The organism is Nonlabens ponticola, assembly GCF_003966335.1.
In the GTDB taxonomy this organism is placed as follows: domain Bacteria; phylum Bacteroidota; class Bacteroidia; order Flavobacteriales; family Flavobacteriaceae; genus Nonlabens; species Nonlabens ponticola.
The window spans coordinates 72,859-87,500 of record NZ_CP034549.1; the positions used below are offsets into that span (position 1 = coordinate 72,859).

Below are 14,642 nucleotides of genomic sequence, written 5' to 3' on the forward strand. Positions count from 1 at the left end.
GCTATATCATCAAGCCTGTATAATGTTATCTTTTTTGTAAGTGATAAATTCTTAAATTGCGTGCATGAATTTTCTTCTATATTTTGATCCAGGATTAGGTGCTATGATTGCACAGGCTGCTATTGCAGCATTTGCTGGATTCGTACTTTTTTACAAAACGGTCATTGCTACGGTAAAGCATTGGTTGGGAATGGACAAGACTGATACCGCTGATAGTTTTGACGACGCCTACCAGCAAGAAGAAAAAGAACAATAATGAGTGATAGGCTAGCATCGTCCTATCGTGATCCTTCAGGTTTTATTTTTACGCAGGATCAGGAGATTTATCGACAAATCAATCCTATATATTTTGATGAGTACACTAGCGTAAAAAACTCTGGAGTTTACGAGGAGTTATTTGAGAAAGGCTGGCTAGTTAAGCATATTGAAGTCAGCGCAACAGCAGAAAAGATAATTCTCAAGCCGGAGCAGTTACCGTTTATCACCTATCCATATGAATGGTCGTTCACACAATACAAACATGCAGCGCAGCTCACATTGCGTATACAACTCCTTTTATTAGAACGAGGTTTCAGTTTAAAGGATGCCAGTGCCTTTAATGTGACGTTTCACCATGGCAAGGCATTATTTATTGACACGTTGAGTATAGAAAAATATGTTGATAATTCACCATGGCGCGCTCTAGAACAGTTTAATAAGCACTTTTTTGCACCGCTCTTACTCTCGCAAAAATATGGTGCCCACCATCTCAAGATATTACAACAACATATTGATGGACAGACATTATCACAAACGGCAGCCCAATTATCGTGGAAAACTAGATTTCATCCAGTAATCTATCCGCATATTCACTTGCTTGCCAAAACTGAGGCTGCCATAGCCTCGACCGATAAAAGCAGCAAAACGCCAAGTATTTCTAAGGCAGCACAAATCAAAATGCTCAAAGTGCTAGAAATGCATATAGGCAACATGAAACTGAATGAGTCAACTGAGTGGAGTGCCTACTACCATCAAACCAATTATGAGCAACAGGCTTTTGAACTCAAAAAGAAATTAGTTCATGAATGGTGTGATGAAATAAACACAACTAGAGCGATCGACCTAGGTGGCAACGACGGCACCTTTGCCAGTGTGCTACCTAACAGCGTTCACATGGCTATCGTGAGCGATATTGATCAAAGCGCGATTAATCAATGCTACACACAGCAGCTCAAAGCGACCAGCAAGAGACTCATACCAATGGTGACTGATCTCATGCAGCCTGCACCATCGATAGGTTGGAATAACAAGGAGCGTGATAGTTTTATCAAACGGGTGCAGCAATTTAAGCCTGATGTGAGTCTCGCACTTGCATTGATACATCACATTACACTTACGGGTAACGTACCTTTCGACATGAGCGCGGCATTTTTTGCCTCCATGAGCGAGTATTTACTCATAGAATTCCCTGATAAAGAAGATAGCTGGGTGCAATACATTCTTGAAAGTAAAAGGGATGCTAGACATTTATTCGAGGATTATGGGGTTTCCGCTTTCGCGAAAGCGTACTCCCAACAATTCAGCATCATTAAGGAAGAAAAAATCGAGGGTACCCATAGGACTTTGTACATGATGCAGCGTAAATGAAGGATAGGTTACTCCAATATTTGAAGAGCCAGCGGCACCTATGGTGGACGATTACCGTAATTCCTGGAGTCTATTCTATACTATATCTATATACCAACAATTTTACCCTGGTAAACTCATGGCATCAAGTGATGATGTGCGTTCTAGCATTTGTGCTATTACCTGTTATCGAGATTCTCATTCTGGACGCAGCTTTTAAAAAATGGCTGCCAGCGCATAGAGACAAGTTATACTGGTCATACCTTATCATCAACTTCTCTATACTCCTATCGCTCACGATCTATCTAGGCTGGCGTTGGAAGGCATTGATTCTAATCGCGGTGATAGCCATTGCCTTGTCATTTTTTATAGCCCAGCATTATAAAAAGCTCGTATTGCTCATCGCATTCATGACCGTGGTTGCCTTTTATCAATTTGGGCATTTTTATATAGAACGAGTTGTTTCTCGCGAGGATTGGGTCACTACTCAAGAGTTTGAAAGTTATAAATTCACTAAAAAGCCGAATGTCTATTTGATACAGCCAGATGGTTTTATAGGCAAGCAAGCTGCGACTGGCCCTATTTACGATCTTGACTTATCTGCTTTTTATAATGAGCTAGAACAAAGAGGATTTAATATCAACCATGATTACCACAGCAGTTACCATTCTACCTTGACGTCCAATAGCGCTCTATTTACTGGGCAGCACCACTATTTTGAGCAAGGTAATATGAATAATGAATTATACGGCGCTCGCGAAATTATTGTTGAAGAAAATCCAGTACTCAAGACGTTCAAGAGCAATGGATATCAAACTAATCTCATCTTACAACACAGCTACCTGCTACTCAATTTTCCAGACACTGCCTATGACTATATCAATGTCGATGAAGATGAACTAAGCGCACCCATTCCTGATTATTTTCTTGACAAGGATTATGCGGCAGACTTTAAAGACGCGGTAAACAATGCCAATGCCTTACCTCAATTCTATTTTGTGGAGATCCTACAACCAGGTCATATCACCACAACACCCAATGGCAGTGAACCGCAAGAACAGACTGATATCTATAAAAGTCAATTATTAAATGTTGTACCTGTAATAATTGATATGATCGATTTTATAAAGCAAAAAGATCCCAATAGTATCATCATCATCGCAGCAGATCATGGTGGGTTTGCAGGATTGAACAGTACTGGAGATGCTTATGCAGAACCAACAGATAACGTCGCTATCAAGCAAAGTATATTTAGCGCGCTATTTGCAGTGAATGCACCAACAGATTTTCAATCATATCAGTCCAGCATCAAGTCATCAGTCGCGGTGTTCCCTAATTTAATAAGTTATCTGGCTGACAAAAAAATAGCCAAAGATTCATTAGATCAAAGCAGCTATATTTTTATTAATAAAGGAGCCGATAGAGGCATCTTTAAATATTTTGATTCTAATGGAAATCCCGTTACCCAAAAGGTTGACTAAATCTTTATTCTTGCTATTATTTATCTGCGCGGGCTTATCAGCTGCTGCGCAATCCTGCGTTTGTGTCAAAAAAGACTTACTGAATGATTTTAAGGACACTGACTTTATAGCGGTTGTTACGATAACTTCAAAAGAAGTCCATGAATTCAATCCTGATGTTGATGTACTTGAGTTCACCGTGCAAGAACTTTTTAAAGGCAAACCCAGAAAACAATTGCTCATATTTCAAAAAACTGGTTTTGGTAAAAACAACGATGCTTGTCGATTGTATCTAGAGCCTGGCGATGAGCTTCTACTTTTTGCCAATGAAAAAGCAAACTATCTCTATACCATACCTTGTTATCGTAATAAAAAACTGTCTATAGAAGACGCTGCTTATCAAGATAATTTACTCAATGACATTTTGATTTTAAGACAACTACAACCATTTACCAGTGTCATAGAATCCACAACCACTAGATGTAATAATATCAATGCAGATGTCAAGACTAGAGATGTTATAGAAGATATTTCTTTGCATAGGGCAGATGATGATCAACGTATGGGATTGTATAAGGTAAAATTCACACCAGATAATCTCATTGATCGCATCACGGTTGTCGCGCCATTTAATGAAGATATAGATAAGGCCGTACGCATAGCACTAATCAAGCGCAAATGGCAACCATGTGAATTGGGAGAAAAACGAGAATTGATCCTTGGGTATTTCTACAATCCCAAAACCGAATATCAAAAGGCTTTTTTGAGTTCTTTATAGTCGTGAAGTTGATTTGGACTTCAAGTAATACAGTCCAGCTACCATTATGAATAATAGTATGGGATGGATAAAAAAACGTCGGGTGTAGAACAGCGCCATTTTTACAAAATCGCCATCAAGTGTGCATAATATTGTGAAGAAAACACCTAACGCGGTACCAGCAAATAAATATGTCCACGCACTAGCCTTAAGATAGCTGCGCTTTTTGTATAAGAACCATATGACTGCAAGCGATAGCAACGAGTTTATGATATATCTGCCTGTAGTTGATAGTACGAGCAATGGTAAATTGAGTTCTGGAATAGGCCTGTTTTGAAAATTAGTATGAAAATAATCCAGCAATGGATCGTAAAAAATAGATTTCTCATAAACGCGCACCAGCACCAGTAAACTTGCAAGAGCTAGTGCAACACAGCCATTAAAAACTCTGTGAATCGTCACGATACATTAGGTTTTTTGAGCCAGTACAGCCATAACAAAATGACAGCGCCGTATATCACCGTTGGGAATCCTATGTCATGAGCAAAATCCTGATATTGAGGATAGTCTTTGTAAACAATGCCTAGGATAACCAATCTTGCAACGTTGACTATATATAGAAATGCTATACCTATCAATAGGTATAATGCTGTTGGTTTCCACGCTTTCGCGAAAGCAATAACAAAAGCAGCAAATAATACCATCACACTAATCGCATTGCAGCCTTCAATCACCCGATAAACGATTTGTTCATCAATATACATCAAGACCGATGGGTCAAAAGGCGAGTTGGCAATAACGGCATCATAGCCAAAAAGTATAAGCAATTGTTGAGTCTGATAGGCTACTTGAGCCGTCACTGGATCAGGGAAAAGCACACCCGAATAATCCTGCTGCAGGTAAACATAATAAATCAACGAGAGTACCGTGTAGATCGCACCAAATGTGATGACAAACTTGAAAACCGGATAGTAAGGCCTTAGGATAGACAATCGAGATTATTTATGACAAAGTTAATTATTTACCCACGAGTGCATTATAATTTTGAGGTAATCAAATGTAAACCATGAGTAAGTCACAATTAAAACCACAAATAGAATCAATTATTGCCAAGCCATTGTTGGAACCAAAACAAAAAATGCAGGCAATTTGTGATCTATTGCAAGAGCAGATAGATACTTATGATTGGGTTGGATTTTACATGGCAAACCACGACGAGCGCGTGCTTAATTTGTGGTGCCAAGCTGGTGAACAGACTGATCATGTGCAGATTCCTTTTGGTAAAGGGATTTGCGGTCAAGTGGCAGTTTCTAACGAGAATTTTGTAGTAGAAGATGTCAAAGCTCAGGATAACTACATCGCTTGTAGTATTCATGTAAAAAGTGAGGTAGTAATACCATTATTTAAAGATGGTAAAAACATCGGGCAAATTGATATTGACAGCAATACCATAGATGCTTTTGATAAAAGTGATGAGGAATTTTTGGAATGGGTTAATGCTCAGGTGGCAGCAATTTTATAGATGAGCAAAAATTACTATTTACTATTCCTCTTATTTCTAGGTGGCGCTTTTGCCGTGAGCGCGTAGTCCGTTTATGTTACTAAGACTGGAACTAAATTTCACAAGGAAACTTGTTTTCATTTAAAAGAAAGCAAGAGAGAATTGAGCTATGAAAAGGCTAGAGATTTAAAATACACCGCTTGCAAAGTCTGCAAACCTAGATCCGAAAGCAACTCAAATAAAGCTAATAGTACACCAACAGTAACTAAAGCTGCCGTTGCCGCTCAATGCACTGGAAAAACCAAAGCTGGAGCACGCTGCAAGCGCAAGACCAGAAACATTAACGGTCGTTGTTACCAGCATTAATATTTATCGCTCCTAACATACTGCTCCCATTTCCATGCAGAGATTAATGCCTCTGCTAGCGAGGACTGTGCTTTCCAGCCTAGGACATTTTGTGCCTTTGCTGTATGGGCATAGGCTGCAGTCACGTCGCCAGCGCGTCGATCTACTAATTTGTAATTAAGCTTCTCGCCTGTTACTTCTTCAAAAGTATGGATGACTTCTAGCACTGATGATCCATTGCCTGTCCCTATGTTGAATATCTCAAAATTGGTTTCATTTTTTGATTCCAATAATCTTTCTAACGCGATAACGTGGGCTTTTGCCAGGTCAACGACGTGAATATAATCTCTAATAGCGGTACCATCTGGCGTATCATAATCAGATCCAAAAACAGATAATTCATCGCGAAGACCTATGACCGTTTGAGTAATATATGGCACCAAATTCTGCGGTGTTCCCAAGGGTAGCTCACCAATTAGTGCGGTATGATGGGCACCTATAGGATTAAAATATCTCAATGCGATGGCATTGATGCTGTTGTAAGCTTTACAGGCGTCAATGATGATTTCCTCACCTATCTGTTTAGTATTTCCATAAGGCGACATGGCGGTTTTGATAGGAGCAATCTCGGTAATTGGTAGTTCATCAGCCTCGCCATAAACTGTACAGGAAGAACTAAAAATTATCCGTGCATCGCGATCTTTGAGTTCCTGCAGCAAGTAAACCAGTGCATTTATATTGTTCTCATAATAGTCGAGCGGTTTTGCAACGCTCTCGCCTACAGCTTTGGATGCTGCAAAATGGATAACACTTTGTACATCACTATGGTTTGAAAAGAAACCTTTAACTGACTTTTTATCGCGTAAATCAAGTTCTACAAACTCTGGCTTAATACCAGTTATAGCTTTTATTTGATCCAACACCTTGATTGAACTGTTGAGTAGATTGTCAATTACGATAACCTCGTATCCTTTTTCTTGAAGCTCAACCACTACGTGCGAACCTATGTATCCTAAACCTCCTGTAACAATGACTTTCATGAAAATACTTTACAGTCTGTAAATATCTATAAATAAAAAGAAAAGCGGCTGCCTTATGGCAACCGCTTTATATTTCTATTTACAATTGAGCTGGAATCTAACATCAATAGGTATGGAATTCATTAGGACCCTAATGATGCAATGCGTTTCAATTAATCCGCAAGCAGCCCACGAGAAATAACGATCTTCTGTATCTCACTGGTTCCTTCATAGATCTGTGTGATCTTTGCATCACGCATCAGTCGCTCCACATGATATTCTTTTACATAACCATTACCACCGTGGACTTGCACCGCTTCAACAGTAGTATCCATCGCAACTTGTGATGCATAAAGTTTTGCCATCGCACTACTCATATCATAATTATTGCCTTGATCCTTATCCCATGCGCTTTTCATCACGAGATGACGTGCCGCTGTAATATTGGTGTGCATATCGGCTAGCTTGAAGGCAATAGCTTGATGGTTACAAATCTCTGTACCAAAAGCCTTGCGTACCTTAGAATAATCTCTGGCTAGTTCATAAGCACCGCTAGCAATACCTAATGCCTGTGCCGCAATACCTATACGACCGCCAGATAATGTCTTCATGGCAAACTTAAATCCAAAACCATCGTCCCCTATTCTATTCTCCTTAGGAACCTTGACGTCATTGAAGATTAATGAATGTGTGTCGCTACCTCGTATTCCTAGTTTATCTTCCTTGACACCAACTTCAAATCCTTCCCAACCTTTCTCAACGATAAATGCATTGATACCACGGTGTTTTTTCTCACGATCTGTTTGTGCGATTACTAGATAAAAGTCTGAACTGTTACCGTTGGTAATCCAGTTTTTAGTTCCATTCAAGATATAGTGATCGCCTTTATCAATCGCCGTTGTCTTTTGTGATGTGGCATCGCTACCAGCTTCAGGCTCTGACAGACAAAAGGCTCCTATGGATTCACCGCTCGTGAGCTTAGTTAGGTATTTTTCTTTTTGAGCATCTGTACCATAAGTGTCCAGACCCCAACAAACTAAAGAATTATTAACTGATACAATTACAGATGCACTAGCGTCAATCTTAGACAATTCTTCCATTACAAGCACATAAGAGATGGTATCCATACCACCACCGCCGTACTTAGGATCTGCCATCATACCTAGAAAGCCCAGTTCACCCATTTTCTTGACTTGCTCAGTCGGGAATTCCTGTTTTGTATCTCTTTCTATTACGCCAGGCAACAACTCTGTACGAGCAAAATCTCTGGCTGCGTCGCGTATCATGATGTGCTCTTCAGTAAGGCTAAAATCCATTAGGTTCTCTTTAGTTTATTATTAATGCTTGCAAATTTAAGTCTAATACAGGGTAATTTCAATACTTTTAACCAATGAACCACCAGTACTATAACGTTATAGGCGTCATGTCGGGCACCTCGCTGGATGGCATTGATATAGCCCGCATTGAATTAGTACGCACAGACTCTTGGAACTTTCAAATTTGTGAGCGCAAATGCGTATCCTATAGTTCTCAATGGCACGATCGATTAAAAGATATCACACTGCTTGATCCTGATAAAATTCATATGGTTAATCAACAGTACACTGAGTTACTCGCGCAATGTATCAATGATTTTATCATTGAACATCAACTAACAAACATACTAGCCATATGCTCTCATGGGCATACTGCAACCCATGATCCAGTTAATGGTCATACTCTGCAGATAGGTAACTTGTCGCAGCTAGCGAGACTTGTAAACCATCGGGTAGTGTGTGATTTTAGAGTTCAAGATGTGACCATGGGTGGTCAAGGCGCACCGCTAGTTCCCATAGGTGATCGATTACTTTTTAACGAGTATGATTACTGCCTCAATTTGGGTGGTTTTGCAAATTTGAGTTATGAGCAAGATGATCGTCGCATTGCCTATGACATCTGTGCAGTAAATGTGGTGTTGAATCACTATGCTCGTCAATTGGGTAGAGAGTATGATGATGATGGCGCTTTCGCGAAAGCGGGAACACCACACACACCAACACTAGAAAAATTGAACGCACTACCATTCTACACCTTGCAAGCTCCCAAATCACTAGGCATTGAATGGGTAAATGAAAACGTTTTCCCCATACTTCAAAAACTCACTGATACAAAAGATGCGTTAGCGACCTATTGTGCTCATATAGCCATCCAGATATCAAAAAATATAAAAGCTGGATCCAAAGTACTGGTTACTGGCGGCGGCGCATTCAATACATACCTAATACAATTAGCTGCAAATAAGTCAAATGTAAACTATCATATTCCAGACGAGAAACTTATAAATTATAAGGAAGCGCTCATTTTTGCACTGTTAGGTGTGCTGCGACTGCGCAATGAAAACAATGTCCTAGCCAGTGTAACAGGCGCAAAAAGAGATCATTGCAGTGGTATGATTTACTTACCTTAACTTATCTAATTTTCCCATCAATTAGAGCGCAGTATTTTTATATTTGTGGAAGAACCCACCATGGATGAAGGAGCTTTTAAAGCGTTATGAAAATGCAGAACCAGAGATCGTTTTTCACTGGAATGACCCAGAAACAGACGCTCAAGGCTGGACAGTAATCAACAGCTTGCGTGGTGGCGCTGCTGGCGGCGGCACACGTATGCGAGTAGGATTAGACCGTAATGAGGTCTTGTCGCTGGCAAAAACCATGGAAATTAAATTCACCGTTTCTGGCCCAGCAATAGGTGGCGCTAAATCAGGTATTAATTTTGACCCTAAAGACCCGCGCAAGAAAGGCGTGCTAGAACGTTGGTACAAAGCAGTATCGCCCTTACTTAAGAGTTATTACGGCACAGGTGGTGACCTTAATGTGGACGAGATCCATGAGGTAATCCCTATTACTGAAGAAAGCGGTGTGTGGCATCCACAAGAAGGAGTTTTTACAGGTCACTTCTCACCTACTATTGCAGATAAAATTAATCGGATAGGTCAACTGCGACAAGGCGTGATCAAGGTCATCGAGAACCCAACTTATTCACCAGACGTCTCACGCAAATTTACAGTCGCAGATATGATTACTGGCTACGGTGTATCAGAGGCTGTGCGTCATTATTACAACATTTATGGCGGAGATATTAAAGGTAAGCGCGCGGTTGTTCAAGGCTTTGGTAATGTCGGTGCTGCGGCAGCTTTCTATTTAAGTCAAGCAGGTGCCAAAATTGTAGGCATCATTGATGCTGCTGGCGGCTTGATAGATGAAGACGGGTTTTCTCATGAAGAGATAACAGATCTATTCCTTCAAAAAAACGGCAATACATTAATATCAGATAACTTGATTCCTTTTGAAGAGGCAAACAAGTCTATCTATTCTATAGAAACAGAGATTTTTGCACCTTGTGCCGCTTCTAGATTGATCAGTCAAAGTCAAATTGACCAGATGATCGATTCTGGTCTTGAAGTCATATCTTGTGGTGCAAACGTGCCGTTTGCAGATAAAGAGATATTCTTTGGCCCAATCATGGAACACACAGATTCAAAAGTGAGTCTCATACCCGACTTTATCTCAAATTGCGGGATGGCAAGAGTATTTGCCTATTTCATGGAGCGTCGCGTTCAAATGACCGACGAGGCTATTTTTAACGATACCAGCATGACCATTCATAATGCTATCCAGAATACATTTAATAACAATAGTTCAAAACAATATATAAGCTCTACAGCTTTTGAAATCGCTTTAAAACAACTCGTATAATGTTCAAATATTTTTTAGGTAATAGTCCGCACTGGTTTAAGTACACCATGATAGGTTTTTTAATCTTAAATACCGTTGCGTTTTTTAGTGGTGTATCAGGAACCGTTCTAGGTTGGGTTTTTATAGGTGAATTTATTTTTTGTCTTGCGATGGCTTTAAAATGTTATCCGCTACAATCTGGTGGTTTGCTTGCCATTCAAGTCCTCGCACTGGGACTCACGCATCCCATGTATAAAATGGATGCAGTAAGTCACAAGTATGCTCTAGACGAGGTAGGAAATAAAATTATCGGTGGTGTGTATGCAGAGGTTGCACAAAATCTTGAAGTGATCTTACTACTCGTTTTCATGGTAGCTGGTATCTATTTTATGAAGCCACTGCTCATGTACATCTTTGTAAAGTTGTTTACTAAGGTCAAGTCAAAACTCTTTCTATCTCTAGTGTTTGTACTTATAAGTGCAGTTCTATCAGCATTTCTTGATGCTTTAACGGTTACCGCAGTCCTAATAAGCGTCGGTCTTGGATTCTATAACGTTTATCATAAAATTCACTCCAGTGATCTAGATCTAGACAATGACAATCAGCTCGACAGAAAACAGCTAAGTGGTGAGACGTTGGAAGATTTCCGTTCATTCTTGCGTAGTCTAGTAATGCACGGTGTGGTAGGTACTGCTCTTGGTGGTGTTTGTACCATTGTTGGTGAGCCGCAAAACCTACTCATAGGAACAAAGCTCAACAATGCATTGCCTTACGAGTACGGTTTTGTAGAGTTCTTTCTGCACATGGCACCTATTACTATACCTGTTTTAATTGCTGGTTTGTTGACTACTGTATTTTTGGAAACCACAAAGACATTTGGATTTGGCCAGAAGATGCCACCCGTTGTTCGTACTATCATTGAAGGATGGATGGAAAAAAGAGATCAAGAACGTACCGATAAAGAAAAATACGGTCTTATCGTTCAAGGTGTATCTGCCATTCTACTTATTGCCGGTCTCGCATTGCACATCGCACCAGTTGGATTCATAGGTCTAGGGCTTATCGTGGTACAGACAGCCTTCATGGGAATCACTGATGAACATAGTCTAGGTAAAGCATTTGAAGAGGCATTGCCTTTTACAGGTCTATTAGTTGTATTCTTTGTAATCGTTGCGATGATTCACGATCAGCACCTGTTTGCCCCAATTATAGAATGGGCATTATCCCAGGATCCTAGCAGCCAGCCGGCATTTTTCTATCTGGCAAATGGTTTCTTGAGCATGATATCAGACAATGTTTTTGTCGCTACCGTTTACATTAATGAGGTAGGCAATGCATACGAGGCTGGTAGAATAACCCTTGATCAATATGAAAATCTTGCTGTTGCCATTAATACTGGTACAAATTTACCTAGCGTCGCGACACCTAACGGTCAAGCAGCATTCTTATTCCTGCTTACATCGGCTTTAGCACCCGTGATCAATTTGAGTTATGGTAAGATGTTCAAGATGGCGCTGCCTTATACCATTGTTTTGACGCTGGTAGGATTGGGGTGTGTTGTTTATTTCTTGTAGAAAATTTTGGGTGGTTACGCTTTCGCGAAAGCTTAATCCCAACAAGCCTCTTGCAACTAGCAAACACTAGATTTAAAATTTAAGCGTTAGTACTCATAGAATAAAAAAATACTGAATGATTCAAGATTTGAATGCCGCTGATGCTGCACAGCAGCCAATTGTAGAAGAAAAGACCTTGTCGCTATACGATCTAGTGGCGAGTGGTGGCACCGCTGGGACTATTGTGATTGTGATATTGCTAGTCCTGTTGTTTGTGGCTTTATATATTTATTTTGAAAGATTGTTCAAGATCAGGGCCAGCTCAAAAATCGATAGCAACTTCATGCTGCAGATCAAGGATCATGTGACTAATGGCCGTATTGATAGTGCCAAAATGCTGTGTGCAAAAGAAAATTCTCCAGTGGCACGTCTTACCGAAAAAGGTATAAGCCGCATAGGGTCGCCACTTGAAGATATCAATGGTGCCATTGAAAATGCCGGTAAGTTAGAAATCTACAAGCTGGAAAAGAATGTTAGTATTCTTGCGACTATTGCTGGTGCTGCACCTATGATAGGCTTTTTGGGAACAGTTATAGGAATGGTTCTTGCTTTCCATACACTTGCAACAAGTGGCGGACAAGCGGAAATGGGAACACTTGCAGAAGGTATTTACACCGCAATGACGACCACGGTTGCGGGTCTGATCGTGGGTATTATTGCCTACATAGGCTACAATCATCTAGTTGTCAAGACCGATAAGGTAGTACACCAGATGGAGGCCAACGCTGTTGACTTTCTAGACCTTTTAAATGAACCTGCTTAATTATGAATTTAAGAGGTAGAAATAAGGTTAGTCCAGAGTTCTCAATGTCATCAATGACTGATATTGTTTTCTTGTTGTTAGTTTTTTTCTTGCTTACATCGCCGTCTATAACACCTGAGGCACTGGATTTAATACTGCCTAAAGCTTCTGGTAAGAGTTCCAACGTTCAAAATGCATCAGTAAGCATTACTAAGGATGGAGAGTTTTATGTCAATGCTACAGCAGTTGATGAAGCATCCATGGAACAGGAATTGATTACCATTATGAAAGATCAAGAAGATCCAACCATTATCTTGAGAGCTGATGGTGATGTCGCTATGAACCGAGCCGTAAAAGTAATGGATATAGCAAATCGCAATAAGTTCAAGATCATCCTAGCGGTTAAACCAGAATAGCATGGGTTATTTAGATACTAAAGAGAAACGTAAAGCATTTTTGATTTCGTCTAGTGTGATGGCGTTGTTGCTCTTGGTATTTGTTTTTGTAACAGTCTTTACCGTTCTAGATCCTCCAGAGGAAAGTGGTATCGCTATCAATTTTGGAAATACAGATGTTGGATCAGGCCCTGTAGAACCGGCAAGACCAACTAAGGTGACACCGGTAACCAATAAGACATCTAATCCTACACCATCTACACCAGCTGAAAATATCCTTACAGAAGAAACTGTTGATGAAAAGCCAGTCATTGAATCGACACCTAAACCAGCAGAAAGCAAACCGGTAGTTAAACCTGTGGTCAAGCCCCAGCCTAAACCAGAGCCAAAGCCAGACAATTCGGTTCTAGATGCGTTGAATAACGTTACAGGTAGTGAACCGGCAGCAGGGGAAAAGAATTCAGGAGAAGGCCCTGGTGATGGCCCAGGTAACAAAGGTGATATCAATGGAGATCCATATGCCAACACCTACTATGGTGCGCCAGGCAGTGGTAGCGGTGGTAAGGGCTACGGATTAAATGGTCGTGGCAAGATAGGCGGTCGTGGTATTGAACCAGATTGTCTAGAAACTGGAACCGTAATCGTTGAGATACGTGTTAATCGCAGCGGTAATGTTATAGATGCAATTCCAGGTAAACGAGGTACAACTAATAGAGCTGCTTGCTTGCTGGATGCTGCACGTAAGTCTGCGCTCACCTATAGATTTAGCTCAGCTCAAGATGCTAACGAGGTTCAAATAGGTTTTATTGAAGTGATTTTCAAAGTAGGTGAATAAATTTGAAAACTATGACGACTGTGTGTCGTGGATGTTCAAACAACTGCCGATGTACCAAAACATGGGTAAAAACGCATACCGCAAGGATTTAGGTAACATTATCAAATTAGATAATCACTTAGGAAATCCGCACCAAAACTTTAAAAGCATTCATGTCGCAGGAACAAACGGGAAAGGAACTACTTGCCATTTACTCGCTAGTGTCCTACAGGAAGCTGGGTATAGAGTTGGGCTATACACATCTCCACACATAAAAGACTATAGAGAGCGTATCAGGATCAATGGAGAAATGATCCCAAAGTTAGATGTTCTTGATTTTATGAATGAAAACGTAACATTTTTTGAAAAGGAAAACCTTTCCTTTTTTGAAATGACCGTAGGGTTAGCGTTTCATTATTTTGCCAACCAAAAGGTTGAGATTGCAATTATCGAAGTGGGTTTGGGAGGTAGACTTGACTCAACAAATGTTATAACCCCAATTTTATCTGTGATAACATCCATTGATCTTGATCACACAGATATACTAGGAGATACTCTAGAAGGAATTGCCATTGAAAAAGCGGGAATCATTAAACCAAGAATTCCGATTATTGTAGGTGAACAACGATTAAGTTTGCAAGCAATATTTGAAGAAATTGCCATTGAAAATGATTC

At 40.2% G+C, this 14,642-nt stretch carries 16 protein-coding genes (1 of these 16 running past the window's edge); 12 read left to right on the forward strand and 4 right to left on the reverse strand.

The genetic code is table 11. The features are described from left to right. The first annotated feature begins 64 nt into the window (after positions 1–64). The 4 genes from EJ995_RS00235 to EJ995_RS00250 are packed head-to-tail and all read left to right on the forward strand — an operon-like array spanning position 65 to position 3,843. Complete coding sequence (locus tag EJ995_RS00235) at positions 65–256, forward strand: hypothetical protein (RefSeq protein ID WP_126444474.1); 192 nt, start codon at positions 65–67, stop codon at positions 254–256. Then, entirely contained in the window at positions 256–1,626 is a 1,371-nt protein-coding gene (locus tag EJ995_RS00240; protein ID WP_126444475.1) for a class I SAM-dependent methyltransferase, read from the forward strand. The genes EJ995_RS00235 and EJ995_RS00240 overlap by 1 nt, the downstream gene beginning before the upstream one ends. Further along, positions 1,623–3,086, forward strand: coding sequence for an alkaline phosphatase family protein (locus tag EJ995_RS00245; RefSeq protein WP_126444477.1), 1,464 nt, complete (start codon positions 1,623–1,625; stop codon positions 3,084–3,086). The genes EJ995_RS00240 and EJ995_RS00245 overlap by 4 nt, the downstream gene beginning before the upstream one ends. Positions 3,087–3,096: 10 nt before the next feature. Next, positions 3,097–3,843, forward strand: coding sequence for a hypothetical protein (locus tag EJ995_RS00250; protein WP_126444479.1), 747 nt, complete (start codon positions 3,097–3,099; stop codon positions 3,841–3,843). Here the strand turns inward: EJ995_RS00250 and EJ995_RS00255 are convergent. Next, the gene (locus tag EJ995_RS00255; RefSeq protein ID WP_241234658.1) at positions 3,838–4,284 is read right to left on the reverse strand and encodes an exosortase F system-associated membrane protein; all 447 of its coding nucleotides are present in this window, start codon (positions 4,282–4,284) and stop codon (positions 3,838–3,840) included. The genes EJ995_RS00250 and EJ995_RS00255 overlap by 6 nt on opposite strands. After that, positions 4,281–4,814: an exosortase family protein XrtF gene (xrtF, locus tag EJ995_RS00260; protein ID WP_126444481.1), complete on the reverse strand. Its 534-nt coding sequence runs from the start codon at positions 4,812–4,814 to the stop codon at positions 4,281–4,283. Before xrtF ends, EJ995_RS00255 begins: the two co-directional genes overlap by 4 nt. A 74-nt stretch (positions 4,815–4,888) precedes the next feature. Between xrtF and EJ995_RS00265 the strand changes: the two genes are divergently transcribed. Continuing rightward, on the forward strand, positions 4,889–5,344 hold the full coding sequence (locus EJ995_RS00265) for a GAF domain-containing protein (protein WP_126444483.1): 456 nt from the start codon (positions 4,889–4,891) through the stop codon (positions 5,342–5,344). 341 nt (positions 5,345–5,685) lie between these two features. On the opposite strand, the gene galE is transcribed toward EJ995_RS00265, so the two are convergent. Together galE and EJ995_RS00275 are read right to left on the reverse strand one after the other, a co-directional pair. Next, complete coding sequence (galE, locus tag EJ995_RS00270; RefSeq protein ID WP_126444485.1) at positions 5,686–6,708, reverse strand: UDP-glucose 4-epimerase GalE; 1,023 nt, start codon at positions 6,706–6,708, stop codon at positions 5,686–5,688. 152 nt (positions 6,709–6,860) lie between these two features. Continuing rightward, positions 6,861–8,003, reverse strand: a complete 1,143-nt coding sequence (locus EJ995_RS00275) for an acyl-CoA dehydrogenase (protein ID WP_126444487.1) — start codon at positions 8,001–8,003, stop codon at positions 6,861–6,863. A 74-nt stretch (positions 8,004–8,077) separates the two neighbouring features. Here EJ995_RS00275 and EJ995_RS00280 point away from each other — a divergent pair, with 74 nt between their 5' ends. The 7 genes from EJ995_RS00280 to EJ995_RS00310 form a co-directional block, all read left to right on the forward strand. Further along, positions 8,078–9,133 (forward strand): anhydro-N-acetylmuramic acid kinase, encoded by a 1,056-nt coding sequence (locus EJ995_RS00280; RefSeq protein ID WP_126444489.1) that lies wholly within the window; start codon positions 8,078–8,080, stop codon positions 9,131–9,133. 64 nt (positions 9,134–9,197) lie between these two features. Next, positions 9,198–10,424, forward strand: coding sequence for a Glu/Leu/Phe/Val dehydrogenase dimerization domain-containing protein (locus tag EJ995_RS00285; protein WP_126444491.1), 1,227 nt, complete (start codon positions 9,198–9,200; stop codon positions 10,422–10,424). Further along, entirely contained in the window at positions 10,424–11,977 is a 1,554-nt protein-coding gene (gene nhaB / locus EJ995_RS00290) for a sodium/proton antiporter NhaB (RefSeq protein WP_126444493.1), read from the forward strand. Before EJ995_RS00285 ends, nhaB begins: the two co-directional genes overlap by 1 nt. A 115-nt stretch (positions 11,978–12,092) precedes the next feature. Then, a complete protein-coding gene (locus EJ995_RS00295; protein ID WP_126444495.1) occupies positions 12,093–12,779 on the forward strand; it encodes a MotA/TolQ/ExbB proton channel family protein in 687 nt (228 codons plus the stop codon). Between the two features lie 2 nt (positions 12,780–12,781). Continuing rightward, a complete protein-coding gene (locus tag EJ995_RS00300; protein ID WP_126444497.1) occupies positions 12,782–13,174 on the forward strand; it encodes an ExbD/TolR family protein in 393 nt (130 codons plus the stop codon). Position 13,175: 1 nt separating this feature from the next. Further along, positions 13,176–13,988 carry a hypothetical protein gene (locus EJ995_RS00305; RefSeq protein WP_126444498.1) on the forward strand — a complete coding sequence of 271 codons (813 nt, stop codon included), beginning with the start codon at positions 13,176–13,178 and terminating at the stop codon, positions 13,986–13,988. 49 nt (positions 13,989–14,037) lie between these two features. After that, positions 14,038–14,642: the 5' portion of a bifunctional folylpolyglutamate synthase/dihydrofolate synthase gene (locus EJ995_RS00310; protein WP_126444500.1), read on the forward strand. Its footprint extends 544 nt past the window's final position; the window shows 605 of its 1,149 coding nt (coding positions 1–605); the start codon lies at positions 14,038–14,040; its stop codon lies beyond the right edge, outside the window.

What these genes read in the sequence shown, in the direction of transcription:
- EJ995_RS00235 (WP_126444474.1), top strand. Translation starts at nt 65, where the DNA reads ATGAATTTTCTTCTATATTTTGATCCAGGATTAGGTGCTATGATTGCA.
- EJ995_RS00240 (WP_126444475.1), top strand. Translation starts at nt 256, where the DNA reads ATGAGTGATAGGCTAGCATCGTCCTATCGTGATCCTTCAGGTTTTATT.
- EJ995_RS00245 (WP_126444477.1), top strand. Translation starts at nt 1,623, where the DNA reads ATGAAGGATAGGTTACTCCAATATTTGAAGAGCCAGCGGCACCTATGG.
- EJ995_RS00265 (WP_126444483.1), top strand. Translation starts at nt 4,889, where the DNA reads ATGAGTAAGTCACAATTAAAACCACAAATAGAATCAATTATTGCCAAG.
- galE (WP_126444485.1), bottom strand. Translation starts at nt 6,708, where the DNA reads ATGAAAGTCATTGTTACAGGAGGTTTAGGATACATAGGTTCGCACGTA.
- EJ995_RS00275 (WP_126444487.1), bottom strand. Translation starts at nt 8,003, where the DNA reads ATGGATTTTAGCCTTACTGAAGAGCACATCATGATACGCGACGCAGCC.
- EJ995_RS00280 (WP_126444489.1), top strand. Translation starts at nt 8,078, where the DNA reads ATGAACCACCAGTACTATAACGTTATAGGCGTCATGTCGGGCACCTCG.
- EJ995_RS00285 (WP_126444491.1), top strand. Translation starts at nt 9,198, where the DNA reads ATGAAGGAGCTTTTAAAGCGTTATGAAAATGCAGAACCAGAGATCGTT.
- nhaB (WP_126444493.1), top strand. Translation starts at nt 10,424, where the DNA reads ATGTTCAAATATTTTTTAGGTAATAGTCCGCACTGGTTTAAGTACACC.
- EJ995_RS00295 (WP_126444495.1), top strand. Translation starts at nt 12,093, where the DNA reads ATGATTCAAGATTTGAATGCCGCTGATGCTGCACAGCAGCCAATTGTA.
- EJ995_RS00300 (WP_126444497.1), top strand. Translation starts at nt 12,782, where the DNA reads ATGAATTTAAGAGGTAGAAATAAGGTTAGTCCAGAGTTCTCAATGTCA.
- EJ995_RS00305 (WP_126444498.1), top strand. Translation starts at nt 13,176, where the DNA reads ATGGGTTATTTAGATACTAAAGAGAAACGTAAAGCATTTTTGATTTCG.